Raw genomic sequence first — 16,077 nt, 5'->3', positions numbered from 1 at the left:
TTGTGGGCTCAGGGCGCCCAGGGGGCGACCACGCTCCAACTCACGTCCTCGTTGAAGCTGACGGGACTGTTCCAGGTGCTCCCCGCGCCTTCGGTGATCCACAGCTCCGCGCTGTAGTGGCGGAGGTAGCGGCCGGGGAAGTTGTAGGACTCGAACGAGACGCCGCTCCCGGCGCGACCCGGCTGGGCACAGAACGTGGCGTCCTGCGCGAACAGCGCCGAGCCATCGTTTGCATCGTTGCGGATGCGGGAGTTGGCATGCCGCAAGTAGCGGCCGGGGTAGTTGCGCGACTCGAACGAATAACAGCTCCCTTCAGCCAGGCCAGGCACGATCTTGAAGGTCGCGTCCTGCTTGAGCGTGGTGGAGCTACTGCTGTTCACCACCTCGGTATAGCCAAGCGAATCGGCGTGGCGGATGAAGCGGTTGGTGAAGCCGGGCGTCACGACCTGGAAAGACTTGTAGGTGTTCACCGCCAGGTCCGCGCCACTCTTCCACCACGGCGAGGCCACCGCCCACGTTGCGTCCTGCCGGTAGAGCTGGGTGTTCTCAAACACATCCAACCAGAGCTCGCTGGTTCGGTGACGGAGATAGGAGCCGGGCTGGTTCTTGGCCTCCAGGGACACGCCGATGGAGGAGCCGTCGAGCGCGTCACGCGCGCAGAAGGTGGCATCCTGGTCGAACAGCGCCGAGCCGTCGCGCGCATCCTTGCGAACACGGGAGTTGGCGTGCCGCAGGTAGTGACCGGGGAAGTTGCGCGCCTCGAAGGAGTAGCAGCTCGCATCGGCCAGACCGGGCACGATCTTGAAGGTCGCGTCCTGCTTGAGCGTGCCACTGCTCGTGCTGTTGACGATCGCGGTGGCGCCCAGGCTGTCGGCGTGACGCAGGTAGTGATCGGTGTAGCCCGGAGCCATCACCTGGAGCGAGCGGTACTGGTTGAGGGGCAGGGGCCCCTGGTTGTTGAGCTGGCGCGAGGCGGCGATCAGGTTGTCGTGGACCGCGCGCACCTGGGCGACGTCTGGCTTCATCACGACCCGATCGTAGGTCAGGATTCCGTTGATCTCGTTCTCCACGTCGGTGATTTCCGTATAGACCGCCGCGCTCAGACCGCTCTGGGTCATCAACGACTGGGTCTGCTGGATGAGACCCACGTAGCGGCTGGTCAGCGCCGCGGGGCTGCTCACCATCTCATAACCAAAACCATTGCCGGGGCTCCACTCGTGCCCGGTGATCCTCAGACCCAGGCCTCCGAACTCGCCCAGGACGGACGCTCGTGTGGCCGAGGGCGGCGGAGAGGCCGGGCCCACATAGACATGCCAGTCGGCGACGTCTCCGTTGCCACCGTCGACCGCGCCACAGCAATTGATGCCACTCATGTTGTCGACCAGCCGGCTGGGGTCCCAACTCTTGACGAGGTTGGCCAGACGGGCCTGGTCATACTGGCCCCAGCCCTCGTTCTGCACGACCCACAGGATGACGGAGGTCGCGCTGCGGTGCTCGTCGATCATCTCACGCAGCTCCCGCTCAAACTGGGCTCGCGCGCTCGTGGAGGGAGACTTGCCCGAGTCCATCAACGGCATGTCCTGCCAGACCAGGATGCCCAGCTTGTCTGCCCAGTAGAACCAGCGCTGCGGCTCGACCTTGATGTGCTTGCGGATGAGGTTGTAGCCCAGGTCCTTGTGCTTCTGGATGTCGAACTTCAGCGCCTCGTCGGTGGGCGCGGTGTAGATGCCATCCGGCCAGTAGCCCTGATCCAGCGTGCCCATCTGAAAGACGAACCGACCATTGAGCACCGGGCGCGGCGCCCCCCCGATCAGCTTCAGTCCGACCGAGCGCATTCCGAAATAGCTGGTCACCTGATCCACGGTGCTCGTGCCGCTCTTCAGCGACACACGCAAGTCGTAGAGGAAGGGGCTCTCGGGCGACCAGAGCTTGGGATTGGGCACCGGGAGGAGCAGCTCGGCGCCGACGCTGCCCGTGATACTGCCGACCTGCACGCTGCCGTCGAATGCGACCGCCTCGACCGTCTGTCCGTTGATGCCCTCGCCTCGCACCGTCAGCTTCAGCGCCTGTCCGGCCACGTCCGGGGTCATGTCGAGCCGGACAATCCTGGCGGAGGGCGTCGGCTCCAGCCAGACGGTCTGCCAGATACCGGAGGCAGCGGTGTACCAGATACCGCCCGGGGCCAGACGCTGCTTGCCGACCGGCTGCCCACCCGCATCCGTAGGATCATACACACCGACGATCAACTCGTTCGTCCCGCTCCTCAGTCGATCCGTGATGTCAAAGCTGAAGCCATCGAATCCGCCCTGGTGCGTGCCGACCTGCTGGCCGTTGACATAGACAGTCGCCTCCCAATCAACCGCGCCAAAGTGGAGCTGGACGCGCCGCTGTCCGCTCCAGGTGGACGGAACGGTGAAGGTGCGGCGGTACCACATGCGGTCGTGGTGACGCTGGATGCCGGAGAGCGCCGACTCGATGGGAAATGGGACCAGTACGCTCTCCGCCAGGTTCTGACCGAAGGGCGGCGTCTGACCCGCGGTGGCCGTGGCGAACTGCCACTCACCATTGAGGTTCAACCAGTTGGCGCGCACCATCTGCGGGCGCGGGTACTCCGGCAGCGCGTTGCTGGGAGAAACCTGGGCAGTCCAAGGCGTCGACAGCGGAGGCGTCTTGGGTGCCCAGGCCGCGAATGAGCCCCCGGGCGAGAACAACCCACCCAGCAGCGGCAGCAGCACCAGGAGGCGCCTGCCGACGTTCGTGGAACCAACGTGACGATTCATGACCTCTCCTTCTAAACTTGAACTCCAGGGTGTCCCTGGAATCCACGAAAAGGTCCATGAAAACGTGATGTTTGGTCAAATAGTGGATGAATGCCTCGCCCGGTGTGGCGAGGCAGAGGAGGCGCTATCTCACCCGGACGCTGTCCTGATTCGAGTAGGCGGAAGAGGTCGTCCCCAGGAAGGCCTTGGCCCGGTACAGATAGCTGCCCGGTGTCACCTGCGTGTCCACATATGTCGTGACGTTGGTGCCCACCCGCGCGATTTCTACGAACTGAGGCGGCCAGATATCGGGTGAACGCTCGATGATGAAGCCTTGCTCCGTCGCGGAGTTGTCCGTCCAGCGCAGTGTCACGTTCGGGCTGGTGAACTGGGTGTAGAAGCCGGAGGGGGCCGCCAGTGTGCTGGGGGCGAGCACCGAAATCGTCACGGTATCGGAGGCGGTGGCTCCATCATTGTCTGTCACCGTGAGCGTCGCGGTATAGATTCCCGGCAGTGTATAGGTATGGCTCACCGTAGGTCCCGTGCCCTGCTGGCCATTACCGAAGTTCCAGGCGTACGACAGGATCGTGCCGTCGGCGTCCGCCGAACCCGCGCTGCTGAAGCTCACCGTGAGTGGCACTGTGCCTGAAGTGGGGGTCGCCGTGGCGTTCGCCACAGGGGGCTGGTTGACGCGGCCGGCCGCGATGACGAAGAGCGTGACGCTCTGCGGAGGCACACTGGTGGTCACCTTCTCACCCGAGATGGCCACATCCGCCAGTCGGGTGATCGTGTTGGCCGCCGTGAGCTGCCAGCGCTGCGTCACCCCCGCATGGGAGAAGCCCGGCAGGTTCAACGTGACGGGCGTCTCTCCCGCCAGCGCCTTGCTGATGACCATGACCGTGAGGGCGCCATCGCTGGAGCGCTCGGCGGCGAACGCTGAGAGCGTGTCCGGATTGGGCACGGTGCACGAGACGCTCACGTCCCCGAAGGTCGACTTGAGACCGTCGTAGTTGCGGTACAGCTTCATCGCCTTGAAGGTAGGCGTGGAGGCGTCCGGCGACTCCCACCGGACGCCATAGTCGAGCCCCTCGCGCCCGAAGAGGCCCAGGATGTCGGCCTGCGCGGTGGCGCCGTTGATGTGAGCCTCCGCGCCCCAGCTGTATTCGGTGATGCCAATCCTCGTTCCGGGGTAGTAGCTCTGGACCCAGCTCTTCAGCCGGGGAATCAGCATGACCTCGTCGAGGATCCACGACTCGTCTGTGTAGCTGGGGTCCCACAGCGCACGCGTCGAGCGGTTGCGCCGCAGCTGCATGGCCATGGAGGTGTCAGTGCTGAACTCGCCGCCTTGGGGGTAGTAGTGGACGGTGAAGACATCCAACAACCTCCGCCCGGTGGTCTGCTCGTTCAGGCGGAGCTGGTTGAGCAGCCACGGCAGGTAATCCCAACCGCCATGCGCAATGCGATCTGGAAGCTGGCTCCACCCGTGGGCGGCGCCGTATTGCTGGTCATATCCGCTGTAGATATAGCCGCTCCACCCCCACTCCTCGGGTCCGAGCACGAGCGCCCCCGGAGCCGTGTCCTTCACCATGGCGGCGTGATTCAGGAACTTGTTGCGCACCTCCTCCATGGTGGCCCCCGTGGGGTGGACGTCGCGGTGGGTGGCGTGCCAGATGCTCGGTTCGTTATCCAGGGTGAAGAGTCGCACCCCACCCGTGATCGGCGAGCCCCAGCGCGCGAGGAGGTGGCGCACCCAATCCCGTTGGAAGAGATGATCCACCGGCATGTTGGCGTCATTGGGGTCATTGTGGGTGACGTACTGACCATTGAGCCGGATGCCATTGCCCGCGTCGGGGAACCACTGCACATCGCGGTCCGTCTGCGCGCCGTACTTGGCGATGGAGAAGCTGGCCAGGGGGGAGCGGTTGACACCGAGCCGAGCCACCCACCCCATGATGGGCACGGTGATGAGGGGCTCGGCACCTCCGGCCCGGGTGCTGGCGATGAAGGCATCCACCTCCGTGCCCGGCTGCGCGCCGGAGGACAAGGGGAGGCTCTCGAAGTACCAATCCCTGGCGCGATTGCTGGCGTTCAATTGCCAGTTGTAACGGGTGGTGGCGTTCCCTCCGCTGCGGTTGAGCGGAGCATTGAGCTCATTCAGATCAGCCTGGCTCGCATGTGCCACGCCGTAGATGAAGGGACTGATGGGATGCCTGCCGACATCCACGTCCACATTCACGGTTACGGCGGGGTTCTGCTGCGCGAAGGCGGGGAGGGCCATGACGACGAGCAAGCCCGCGAGACAACCCACCATCCCCGTCCGTTGTCCGCAATGCCTGACCTCTTGCGTTTCCATGGTACCCCCCGCGTTATGAGTTACACGGCTAGGTGCGCTTTCCTGTCGCTCGCGTACGGAGATTGTCGAGTAGCACCGCGAGGAGCAGAATCACGCCGCGAACGACGTATTGGTAGAAGGCCTGGATGTTCATCAGGTTCATCACGTTCTCGGCGATGCCCATGATGAGTACTCCCACCAGCACGCCGGAGATCGCGGCCCGTCCGCCGGCCAGTGACACGCCACCCAGGACGCAGGCGGAAATCACCGACAACTCGAGTCCCTGTGCCGCGTTCGGCTGACCGCTGGTGATGCGTGATGATAACAGAATTCCCGCGACCGCGCAGGCCAATCCCTGGAGGGTGAAGATCCAGATGCGGATGGTGCCGACGTTGACACCGGCCAATCGCGAGGCGTCTGGATTGCCGCCGATCGCCAACGTGTTGCGCCCGAAGACGGTACGGTTCAGCACGAAGCCGAAGAGCAGGAAGGTGAGCACCATCACGATGATGGGCACCGGGATGCCGAACAGGGCCGTCTGCGCGATGTCGAAATACGCCGGGTCATCGACGCCGACGGCACGCCCATCCGAGGCGATGAGCGCCAGACCTCGGACGATCTGCATCGTGGCCAGCGTCGTGATGAGGGCGTTGATCCGCAGCTTGGCAATCACCACTCCGTTGATGGCGCCCACCATCACGCCAGCCAGAAGAGCGGCCAACAGGCCCAGTCCGATGTTCTCCATGTGATTGGAGACCATCACGGCAATCATTCCGGAGAAGGCCACCGTCGAGCCGACGGACAGGTCGAAGTCACGCGACGCCAGGCAGAGCATCATCGTGCAGGCGACGATGCCGATGGTCACCACCGACTGCAGCAGGCCCAGGATGTTGCGCTGGGTCATGAAGTTGGGGACGGTGATGGAGACGATCACGAGGGCCAGCAAGAACAGGATGACCAACCCCTGCTCGCCGAGCACGACTCGTTTCAGGCGATTCATTGCAAATCCTCTCGAGCCGCTGTGCGGTCGGGCAGTGCCGCTGCCAGGAGTTTCTCCTCGGCGAAGTCGGGGCGTTGAAATTCTGCGGCGATTCGGCCGCCGCACATCACGAGGATGCGGTCGCTGATGCCCATGACCTCGGGCAGCTCGCTCGAAATAACGATGAGGGCAATGCCCTGCTCGGCTAAGCCGTAGAGCACTTCGTAGATCTCGCTCTTGGCGCCAACGTCAATGCCGCGGGTCGGCTCGTCGATGATGAGGACCTTGATGCCGCACTCGGCCAGCCACCGGGACAGGATGACCTTCTGCTGGTTGCCGCCCGACAGGTTGACGATGTCCTGGTGGCGCGAGGGGGTCCTCACACCCATTCGTTTGATGAAGTCGTTTGCCGTCTCGGCTTCCCTGCCCATGTTCAGGACGCCGAAGGGCGAGAAGTGTCGCCGGCAAGAGATGTTGATGTTCTCCTCGACGGAGCGGCCCTGCAGGATGCCGTCGGTCTTCCGGTCCTCGGGGCAGAGGACCAGCCCGGCGCGCACCGCCTGCCGAGGATGGTTGATCCGCACCCCCTGACCGTCGAGCCGGAGCTCACCCGCCTGGCGCTTGTCGGCGCCGTAGAGCAGGCGCGCCAGCTCACTGCGTCCCGCACCGACCAATCCGAAGAAGCCGAGGATCTCCCCGGCGCGGACCTCGAAGCTCGCGGGTGCTGACAGCCGCGGGCCGCTGACTCCCGACACAGAGAGGCGCACTGGGCCCAGTGTCCGAGGCCTCCAGCCCCAGATGTTCTGGATCTCCCGTCCCACCATCTCGCGCACCAGCGTCTCGCGCGTCAGGCCCTCCATGCTGTCGTGCCAGGCGACGAGCTTGCCATCGCGCAGGACGACGCAGCCGTCACACAAGCGGAAGAGCTCGTCCAGACGGTGCGAGACGTAGAGGATGACCTTGCCAGCCTTTCGGAGGCGGTCGACCAGGCGGAAGAGGATCTCGCTCTCGTGCGCGGAGAGCGACGATGTCGGCTCGTCCAGGGCGATGACCGAGGCGTCGAACATGGCGGCCTTGGCGATCTCCACCATCTGGCGGGCGCCAATCGATAGGTCCACGATCTTCGCGCGCGGATCCACGTCGATGCCGATGTCCTGCAACACCGCGCCGACCTTGGCGAACAGCTCCCGGTAGTTGACGACGCCGAACCGCTTCGGGAAACGGCCCAGCATGAGGTTCTCGGCCACCGTCAGCTCGGGCACCAGCTGCAGCTCCTGGTGCACGACGGAGACCCCCGCTGTGATGGACGCGCGGGTGGAGGCGAAGCGGTGCACCTTGCCGGCGATGCGGATCTCCCCGGTATCGGGGACATAGTCGCCGCCCAGAATCTTGATGAGCGTGGACTTGCCGGCTCCGTTCTCACCCAGCAGGCCGATGACGCGTCCGGCTGGAACCGTGAAGCTCAGATCCTGGAGGGCTCTGACGCCGGGGAAGCTCTTGGAGATGTTCGTGAATTCGAGAAAGGCCGTCATGCACCCTCGCCGGGCAGGAAACGTGGCGCGGGGTAGGGGTCCCACGCCACGTTCCGGGACCACACCTACTGCAGGCCGAGCTCCTTGCGGACGTCCTTGTACGTGTCGCGGGTGGCGAGCTTGCCGGAGGTGAGGATGAGCTTCTCCGGCTCCTTGTTGGCGATCACCCAGTTGTACATGTTGATCGTGGTCTCATAGCCGTGGCGCTTCGGCGAGATGATCACGCTGCCGTAGAAGCCGGTCGCAGAGGGCTTCTTGAACTCGTTCATGGCCGCGTCCGAGCCGCCAATGCCCACGGCCACCACGTCCGTGGCCTTCAGGCCAGCCACCTCGGTCGCGCGGACGGCGCCGAGCACGGCCTCGTCGTTGAGGCCGAACGCCACCCACTTCTTGATGCCGGGGTTCTTGTTGAGCACGACGGTGGCCGCGTTCAGCGCCGCCTCGGTGTCCGTCTTGCTCTGGGGCGCGTCGAAGATGTTCTGCGCCAGGAAGCCATTCTGCTTCAGCACGGAGATGGCACCCTCGACACGGTCCTTCGCGGTGGGGAGCTGGTCGTACGACACGCGGATGGCTCCCACTTCCTTCATGTTCCAGCCACGCGCCTTGATCTGATCCACGATGGCCTGACCGACGGTCTCGCCAATCTTGGTGGCGGAGATGCCCATGTGGGGCACGTTCTCGAGCGGCTTGCCCTTGCTGTTGACCAGGCGGTCATCGACCGTCATCAGCTTGAGCTGGTTGGCGTTGGCGCGAGCGACGAGCCCCGGCCCGAGCTTGACATCAGGGGTGCAGATGATGACACCCTGCGCGCCCTGCGCACCCAGGTTGTCGAGCGCGGACAGCGCCTTCTCTCCGTCCTCGGCGGCAATCTTTACCAAGGTGAAACCCTTCTCCTTGGCGGCGATGTCCGCGAACTTCCACTCATCCTGGAACCACGGCTCCTCGGGCTGCTTGACCACGAAGCCGATCTTCACGTCGGCGGCAGCGGCCACGGCCGACACCACGAGCACGGACATGGCTCCAGCCATGAGCAGATTCTTCCAAAGGCGCATTTTTCCTCCCAGGGCCGTCAATTCCTGACGCCGGGGTGTTGGGTGGTCCACGATTGGCGGGGGTCAATCGTACGAAGAGCGTAGTGGACGGACGAAACGAGTCAATACAAACCAAGAGGTCGCATCCGCTGAGCGCGCTCCACACACCGCGCCCCGCTCGTCGATAACGCGAGGCGTCATCCTCTCGACGGGCCCCTTCCCGCGTGAGTTCTTGGACAGAACGCTCAGTGGGGGGCGGTGGGTGTCTGTCTGTGTTTTTGATGCATGCAAGTACAGACGCTTGTGGATGTATTGATTTCCAGTGGCCCGCCACAAACCTGGAAAGCGGCCCCCGCACGGAGTAGGGGGGGTTCTCGCTCAGGAGGGTGAAGTGACGACACTGTTGGGTGGCATCGAAGCGGGAGGGACCAAGTTCGTGTGCGCGGTGGGCACTGGCCCGGATGACATCCGGGCCCAGGTGCGCATCCCCACCACGACGCCCGAGGAGACGATTGGTCAGGCCCTGGCGTTCTTCCAGGCGCAGATGCGCGAGCAGGGTCCGTTGGCGGCTCTTGGGATCGCATCCTTCGGGCCGGTGGAGCTCCACCCGGAGTCGCCGATGTTCGGCTTCATCACCTCCACGCCCAAGCCGGGCTGGAGGAACTCCGACGTGGCCGGTCCGTTCCGGCGTGCCCTGAAGATCCCGGTCGGCTTCGACACCGACGTGAATGGTGCGGCCCTGGGAGAGCATCATTGGGGCGCGGCCCAGGGGCTCGACACGTTCATTTACATGACGATCGGCACGGGCATTGGCGGTGGAGGGCTGCTCAACGGCCGGTTGATGCACGGCCTCATCCATCCGGAGATGGGCCACATCCGCCTGCCGCGAGATCCACAGAAGGATCCCTTCCCAGGCGGGTGTCCCTTCCACGGCGACTGCTTCGAGGGGCTGGCCTCCGGTCCGGCCCTGGAGAAGCGCTTGGGTCAGCGCGCCGAGTCCCTGCCGGTTGACCATCCGGTCTGGGCACTCGAGGCGCACTACATCGCACTCGCCCTGACCAGCTACATCTGCACACTCTCACCCCAGCGCCTCATCCTCGGCGGGGGGGTCATGGCCCAGCAGCATCTCTTCCCGCTGGTGCGCGCCGAGGTGCGGAACCTGCTCAACGGCTACATCCAATCTCCCGCCATCCTCGAGCACATCGACACGTACATCGTCCCGCCCGGCCTGAAGGATCGCTCCGGGGTGCTGGGGTCCCTCGCGCTGGCTCGGGCCTCACTCGCGTCCTCGTCGGCTCCATGAGGTAGAGGAGTGCGCATGCTCCCTCTCCCTCTGGGAGAGGGCGGGGGGTGAGGGTACCCGAGTCCGTTCTTTCAACCCGCGGCTCTCAGTGTGGACACGGGGTTCAACCCGGGATCCTGGCACCCTCACCCCGTCCCTCTCCCGAAGGGAGAGGGGAGTTCGCCTCAGGGCTGGAGCTGCGCCGTCGCGCAGGCGCTTGCGTAGGCACCCTCGCAGATCTGCGCGGTCGTCCAGAACCCGTCCGCGATGACGGTGCTCTTGATGTTGTCCTTTGTCACGATCTGGGCAGGCAGGAGGATGGACGGCACGTCCTTGGTGCCATTGTTCACCTTGCCGTTCACTCGGCCCGCGGGCGGCTGGCCCCCGCGCATCAGTGCCACCGCGACCTCGGCGGCGATCTCTCCCTCCTTTTTGATGGCCTTGTAGACGGTCATGTACTGCTCGCCAGCGAGGATGCGCTGGATGGCGGCCAGCTCCGCGTCCTGGCCCGTGACAGGCGGCAGCGGGTTGATGCCGGCGGCCTTCATGGCCGAAATGGCCCCGCTGGCCGTGCCGTCGTTGGCCGCGTACACGCCAGCGATCGTGTCCTTGCCGAGCCGGGTGATCGCCTGCTCCATCTGCTGCTGCGCCTTGTCCGGGCTCCAGTCCGGGGTGTCGTACTCGACGCCCACCTTCAGGCCGCTGCCATCAATCACGCTGTGCGAGCCGGACTTGTAGAGCTTCGCGTTGTTGTCGGTGGGCGAGCCGTGGATCATCACGATGGTGCCAGTGCCCTTGCCATCCGCCTTCAGCTTGTCGACCAGCGCCTGGCCCTGGAGCTTGCCCACCTGCTCGTTGTCGAAGGAGATGTAGTAGTCCACGTCCGCGTTGAGGATGAGGCGCTCGTAGCTGAGGACCGGCACCTTGGCCTGTTTGGCGCGCGCCACGATGGCGGCTGAGGAGGCCGAGTCCACCGGATCCAACACGAGAACCTGGGCGCCGTTGGTCAGCGCCGCCTCGGCCTGGTTCTGCTGCTTCGAGGCGTCCTGGTCCGCGTTGCTATAGAGAATCTGGCAGTCCGGACACAGCTCCTTGACCTTGCGCTCGAAGTGCGGCCGGTCATGGGTCTCATAGCGCGCGGTCTTCGATTCCGGCAGCAGCAGGGCGATCTTCCCGCCGGAGGCGGCCTTTCCCTCGGCCGGGGTGGCAGTTCCCTTCGCCTCCGGGTTGTCACGCTTACAGGCCGGTGCGAGGAACATCAGCGCGGTGAGCACTCCCACGGTGCGAATACGAGACGTCGATGAATGCATGTCCACCCGTCCTTCTCCGATGAGAAGATCCCTTCATGGGACCGGGGCGCATCCTGTGATTCTCCCTGGCGATGCGACAAGTTTCTCCGCATCCCTGCGGCACCGAGGGGTGCAACTTCGCTGCAAACTTCTGTCCCTGACTTTGGCGGGATGCGTCACGCTGATTTGCGTTTGGGCCCTCAGGTTTCTGAGTTCGACAGGGCACCGTGGGCGCGTGCTTTCGGAGTCCGTCTCTCGGAACACCGGGCAGGGGGTCCATGGCATCCGAGTTGCTCCATGGGGCTGCTCCTCATTTCCACGGAGCCCCTCATGGAATCGCCTCTGCTTCGCCGTGTCTTCTCTCGAGCCCTGCGGGCGTCGCTCGCTTCGCCGTTGGTGCTCGCTGGATGTGGGCACCTGGACCTGTCGGATTACTCCGCGCCTGTTTGTGAGGGCGGGTCGCTCGCGGTGAGCGGACTGTCACCCGCGCAGCAGGTGGACTTCGTGCAGCTGCGGCGCGTCGTCTCGTACCCGGGCAACGACCTCAGAGAAGAGTCGGCGACGACTTCCTCGGGTACCGCTTGCGCGACGGCCTCCAACCGGGCGGCTTGCGAGTCGGCCCTGAGTGCCCTGACCTCGGAGCAGGGCTTTCGTGCCTCCTGCACGGAGGTGTGTACCGAGTTCTATCTCGCCACGACGCGAGGCGATGAGGTGAAGGCCCTCACGACGCTGGAGGCGCTCAAGAGCTTCCTGGGCCCCATCGACACGAAGCAGGAGGCGGCGCTGCTCGCCTTCGCGGAAGGCTACAACCTGAGCTGTGACAACCTGCAGCGTGGCGCGGTGCGAGCGAATGCCGATGGCAGCTTCAGCGTGGTCGGCACCAAGGGATTCGCCTGCGGGGCCAATACCGAGGTGACGCGCTTCGTCCTGGAGGTGTCCGCGTCCGGCGAGGTGAGGGAGGAGCGCAGCGACGTTGTCGAGCGGGGCAATCCGGGTTGCGCCATCGGCCGGCGGCCCGTGGGGCTGCGGGTCGCGGGCCGGGTCATCTGCGAGGACGCGCTGGGTCGTCACTTCGCGCAGGCCGCGCACCTGGAGGCGGCCTCCATCAATGCCTTCCTGCGGCTGCGCGAGGAGCTCGCACTGCATGGGGCGGACGTCGCCCTGCAGGACGCGGCGCTGGTGAGCGCACTGGAGGAGGTGGTGCACACGGACGTCAGCACGCGGCTCGCCCGCCGCTTCGGCGCGACGCCTCGGCGGCCCGAGGTCGAGACGCTGCCGCTGCGCTCGCTCCGCGAGGTGGCGCTGGACAACGCCGTGGAGGGTTGCGTGCGCGAGACGTTCGGGGCTTTGGTGGCGCACCACCAGGCGCTTCACGCGCGTGACGCGGAGGTGCGCGGGGTCATGGCACGCATCGCCGAGGACGAGACCCGGCACGCCGAGCTGTCCTGGGCCATCGATCGCTGGGCACGGGAGCAGCTCCCCGCCTCCGAGCGCGAGGCCCTGCGCGAGGCTCAGCGTGAGGCCATCGCGACGCTGCGCGAAGAGGTGGCCGTGCCACTGGACGCCGCACTCGTCACGGAGGCCGGTATGCCCACGCCGGAGGTCGCCGCGTCCCTGGTGGACTCGCTCGCGCGAGAGCTTTGGGCCTGAGGCCTCGTGGTAGCGTCGGCGCTCGATTCCCCATCCAACGGATTCCCTCATGCGCCGATTCTTCCGGGTGATGAGCGCAGCGCTCATCCTCGCTCCGGTGATGTCCGTACCCTGTCGCGCGGACGCCGCCTCTCCTGAGGAGGGCGTCCCCATCACCCTCGGGGCGAAGTACACCCTGCACTCCAAACTCCTCGAAGAGGAACGCGGCTTCCTCGTCTACCTGCCGCCTGGGTACGAGAGCTCTTCCGAACGCTATCCCGTCCTCTACCTCCTGGATGGCGATGCGCACTTCCACCACGCCACCGGCGTCGTGCAGTTTCTCGCGGGGAACTCGCACATCCCCCGGATGATCGTGGTGGGGGTGTCGAACACGGCCCGCCTGAGGGATTTCACCCCGCCGGTGCAGGGCGACTTCCGGATGCCCGGGGACGACTCCACGCAGAGCGCCGCGGAGATGTTCCCCACCGCCGGAGGCGCGGAGAGGTTCCTGCGCTTCCTGGAGGAAGAGCTGGCCCCCCACATCGAGGCTCGCTACCGCACGCGCCCCTACCGCATCCTCGTGGGCCACTCGCTCGGTGGGCTCTTCGCCCTGCACACCTTGATGAACCACCCGCGCAGCTTCCACGCGTACATCGCCATCAGCCCGAGCCTGTGGTGGAACGATGGCGGGCTCGTGCGTGGCGCGGTGAAGGCCCTCGAGCGCCTACCTCCGCAGGAGCGCTTCCTCTACATGAGCATGGGGGACGAGGGGGACGGCATGCTGAAGCCCATCCAGCAGCTCGCGCGGACGCTCGAGCAGGCCCGTCCGGCGCGGCTGGCGTGGCACTACTCCTTCCTCAAGAACGAACAGCACGTCAGCACGCCCCACCGGACGCTCTACGACGGACTGGAGACGCTCTTCGCGGACATGCGGCTCACCGAGGCGATGGCGCGCGTGGGTGATTTGAAGAAGGTGGAGGCGAGCTACACCCGGATGTCGAAGCGGCTCGGTTTCGAGGTCCACCCGCCCGAGGACGCCCTCAATTTCATGGGGTACCAGCTGCTCAGGCGGGGGAAGACCGATGCCGCCATCTCCGTCTTCCGGCGCAACGTGGAGTGGCACGGTGGCTCGGCCAACGTCCATGACAGCCTGGGAGAGGCGCTGGAGTCCGCGGGCCAGCTGGAGGCGGCTCGAGACAGCTACAAGCGTGCCCTCGAGCTCGGTACCCAGGCTGGTAAGGCGAACCCCGCCTTCCAGCAGAACCTCGAGCGGGTGTCACGCAAGCTGGCGTCCACGGTGAAGTAGTCCGCACCCTCCAAAAAGGAAGAGGGTGCTCGCGGCACGGTGGCTCGCGGCACCCTCTCCTTGTCCCCTCCGGGAGGAGGAGGGGATGACTACTCGGCGATGTTGAACTCGGTGCGGCGGTTCTCCGCGCGTCCCTTCGCCGTCCCGTTGGTGGCGATCGGCTTCTCCTCACCGTAGCCGATGGCCTCCATGCGGCCCGGATCGATGCCGCGCTTGATGAGCTGCGCCATCACCGCATCCGCCCGCGACTGCGACAGCTTCAGGTTCGTCAGATCCTTGCCCAGCGAGTCCGTGTGGCCCTCGATGCGGAGCTTCTTGATGTTGGGCATGTCGCGCATCACCTGCGCCACGTCGTCGAGGATGGTGAAGCTCTCCTTGCCGATGATCTTCGAGGAGCCAGCCGCGAACTTGATCTGCTTCTTGATCTCGATCTTCTGCTTCTTGACGACGACCATCTTGTACTTCTTGGCGCACCCGCGCTCGTCCTTCACGCCGGGCTCTTCCGGGCACACGTCCACGCGATCCGGGATGCCGTCCTGGTCCGTGTCGGGATCCGGGCAGCCACGCATCTCCTTCGGGCCGGCCTGATCCGGGCACACGTCCATGCGGTCCGCCAGGCCGTCGCCGTCCTTGTCCTCGTCGGCGCAGCCACCGTTCTCCAACGGGCCGGCCTTCAGCGGGCAGCGATCCAGGCCATCCGGGATGCCATCGCCGTCATTATCGAGGTCCGGGCAGCCGTCCTCGTCCTGGAAGCCGTCCTTGTCCTCGGGCTCACCCGGGCACTTGTCCTGCGAGTCCTCGACACCGTCCCCGTCCTTGTCGGTGCGGGGGCAGCCCAGGTTCTGGATGGCGCCGGGGGCGTCGGGGCACTTGTCCGCGGTGTCGACGAGGCCGTCCTGGTCGTTGTCCGGATCCGGGCAGCCGTCCTCATCCTGGAAGCCGTCCTTGTCCTCGGGCTGGTCGCGGCACTTGTCCACGTTGTCGGTGACGCCGTCCCCGTCGCTGTCCCCGGGGGCATCCTCGGGGCAGCCCTGGTTGGAGAGCGGGCCGGGCGTCAGCGGGCACTTGTCGTTGCCGTCCAGCACCCCGTCCTTGTCGTTGTCCGTCTCGGGGCAGCCGTCCGAGTCCTCGAAGCCATCGCGATCCTCCGCGCGGTCCGGGCAGGGGTCATCCTTGTCGAAGATGCCGTCCCCGTCGGAGTCCCGCTCCTCGATCTGCACCACGACCTGCTGGGGCGACTTGGGGGTGATCTCCACCTGGGCCTGCTGGCTGGGATCCGTGGTGGGCGTGTCCGGCTTGTCCTTGACCAGGACCTTCTGGGGCGCGCAGCTCTTGGAGAGCTCCAGCGCCTTCTTGATGGCGGTCTCGGCGGAGCGGATGTGCACGGAGGCACGGTAGCTGGTGCCCTGGCTGAGCTCGCCGCGGGCGAAGTCGAGGTTGGCCTCGGCGGTGGCGAGCTCCACCGGGGCACAGCGCATGGCGCCACTGCGGCGGGCGCGCTCAATGTCGGCCTGGATGACCTCGGAGTCCGCGCGGACCTTGTTCCCGCTCACACAGGCGGCGGAGAGCAGGAGCAACGAGGAGGCGAAGAGACGTCGCATCGGTAGGGGGCTCTCGCGTCAGGGGTTGGGGCTGGGGGAGGTATCGTCGCCGTTGGCGTTGGCCATGGCCTTTTCACGGGCCTCGGCGGCGAAGCGTGCGGCCTTCTCGGCGAAGTCCACGCCGGCCTGGTAGTCGGAGTAGCTGACCTCCTCCCGGGCCTTGTGGATGTAGAGGTTGGCTGCGGTCCACTCGTAAGGGGCCAGCTTCGGGGCGCCGGCGGTGCGAGCCGCCTGAATCTGTACTTCGGCGTCCAGCAGGTGCGAGGTGGACTTCACGGGGCCGCATCCGGCGAGGGCTCCCGCCGCAGCCACCAAAACCAGGAGTCGCTTCATGGAA

General features: G+C 65.8%; 11 protein-coding genes. 3 read left to right on the top strand and 8 right to left on the bottom strand.

The window, feature by feature from the left end; genetic code table 11:
- Nucleotides 1–8 precede the first annotated feature (8 nt).
- From F0U60_RS37975 to F0U60_RS37955, 5 genes are all read right to left on the bottom strand, one after another.
- Nucleotides 9–2,780: an AbfB domain-containing protein gene (locus F0U60_RS37975; RefSeq protein WP_395806965.1), complete on the bottom strand. Its 2,772-nt coding sequence runs from the start codon at nucleotides 2,778–2,780 to the stop codon at nucleotides 9–11.
- Between the two features lie 124 nt (nucleotides 2,781–2,904).
- On the bottom strand, nucleotides 2,905–5,112 hold the full coding sequence (locus F0U60_RS37970) for a glycoside hydrolase family 44 protein (protein ID WP_395806963.1): 2,208 nt from the start codon (nucleotides 5,110–5,112) through the stop codon (nucleotides 2,905–2,907).
- Nucleotides 5,113–5,140: 28 nt separating this feature from the next.
- Nucleotides 5,141–6,091: an L-arabinose ABC transporter permease AraH gene (araH, locus tag F0U60_RS37965; RefSeq protein ID WP_395806961.1), complete on the bottom strand. Its 951-nt coding sequence runs from the start codon at nucleotides 6,089–6,091 to the stop codon at nucleotides 5,141–5,143.
- Nucleotides 6,088–7,602, bottom strand: a complete 1,515-nt coding sequence (araG, locus tag F0U60_RS37960; RefSeq protein WP_395806959.1) for an L-arabinose ABC transporter ATP-binding protein AraG — start codon at nucleotides 7,600–7,602, stop codon at nucleotides 6,088–6,090. Before araG ends, araH begins: the two co-directional genes overlap by 4 nt.
- Before the next feature lie 65 nt (nucleotides 7,603–7,667).
- A complete protein-coding gene (locus tag F0U60_RS37955; protein WP_395806957.1) occupies nucleotides 7,668–8,630 on the bottom strand; it encodes an arabinose ABC transporter substrate-binding protein in 963 nt (320 codons plus the stop codon).
- A gap of 394 nt (nucleotides 8,631–9,024) precedes the next feature.
- Here F0U60_RS37955 and F0U60_RS37950 point away from each other — a divergent pair, with 394 nt between their 5' ends.
- Nucleotides 9,025–9,936, top strand: coding sequence for an ROK family protein (locus F0U60_RS37950; protein ID WP_395806955.1), 912 nt, complete (start codon nucleotides 9,025–9,027; stop codon nucleotides 9,934–9,936).
- 164 nt (nucleotides 9,937–10,100) lie between these two features.
- Here F0U60_RS37950 and F0U60_RS37945 read toward each other — a convergent pair whose 3' ends face one another.
- The gene (locus tag F0U60_RS37945; protein WP_395806953.1) at nucleotides 10,101–11,225 is read right to left on the bottom strand and encodes a sugar ABC transporter substrate-binding protein; all 1,125 of its coding nucleotides are present in this window, start codon (nucleotides 11,223–11,225) and stop codon (nucleotides 10,101–10,103) included.
- Nucleotides 11,226–11,534: 309 nt separating this feature from the next.
- On the opposite strand from F0U60_RS37945, the gene F0U60_RS37940 reads away from it, so the two are divergent.
- Together F0U60_RS37940 and F0U60_RS37935 are read left to right on the top strand one after the other, a co-directional pair.
- Nucleotides 11,535–12,854, top strand: coding sequence for a ferritin-like domain-containing protein (locus tag F0U60_RS37940; protein ID WP_395806951.1), 1,320 nt, complete (start codon nucleotides 11,535–11,537; stop codon nucleotides 12,852–12,854).
- Between the two features lie 49 nt (nucleotides 12,855–12,903).
- Nucleotides 12,904–14,139, top strand: coding sequence for an alpha/beta fold hydrolase (locus F0U60_RS37935; RefSeq protein WP_395806949.1), 1,236 nt, complete (start codon nucleotides 12,904–12,906; stop codon nucleotides 14,137–14,139).
- 89 nt (nucleotides 14,140–14,228) lie between these two features.
- Here the strand turns inward: F0U60_RS37935 and F0U60_RS37930 are convergent, their stop codons facing one another.
- The gene (locus F0U60_RS37930) at nucleotides 14,229–15,740 is read right to left on the bottom strand and encodes a thrombospondin type 3 repeat-containing protein (protein ID WP_395806947.1); all 1,512 of its coding nucleotides are present in this window, start codon (nucleotides 15,738–15,740) and stop codon (nucleotides 14,229–14,231) included.
- An 18-nt stretch (nucleotides 15,741–15,758) separates the two neighbouring features.
- Nucleotides 15,759–16,073, bottom strand: coding sequence for a DUF4398 domain-containing protein (locus tag F0U60_RS37925; RefSeq protein WP_395806945.1), 315 nt, complete (start codon nucleotides 16,071–16,073; stop codon nucleotides 15,759–15,761).
- Nucleotides 16,074–16,077: the final 4 nt, after the last annotated feature.

This window comes from Archangium minus, assembly GCF_044360475.1.
Lineage (GTDB): Bacteria > Myxococcota > Myxococcia > Myxococcales > Myxococcaceae > Archangium > Archangium minus.
This window is presented reverse-complemented; position numbering and strand designations above follow the sequence as displayed.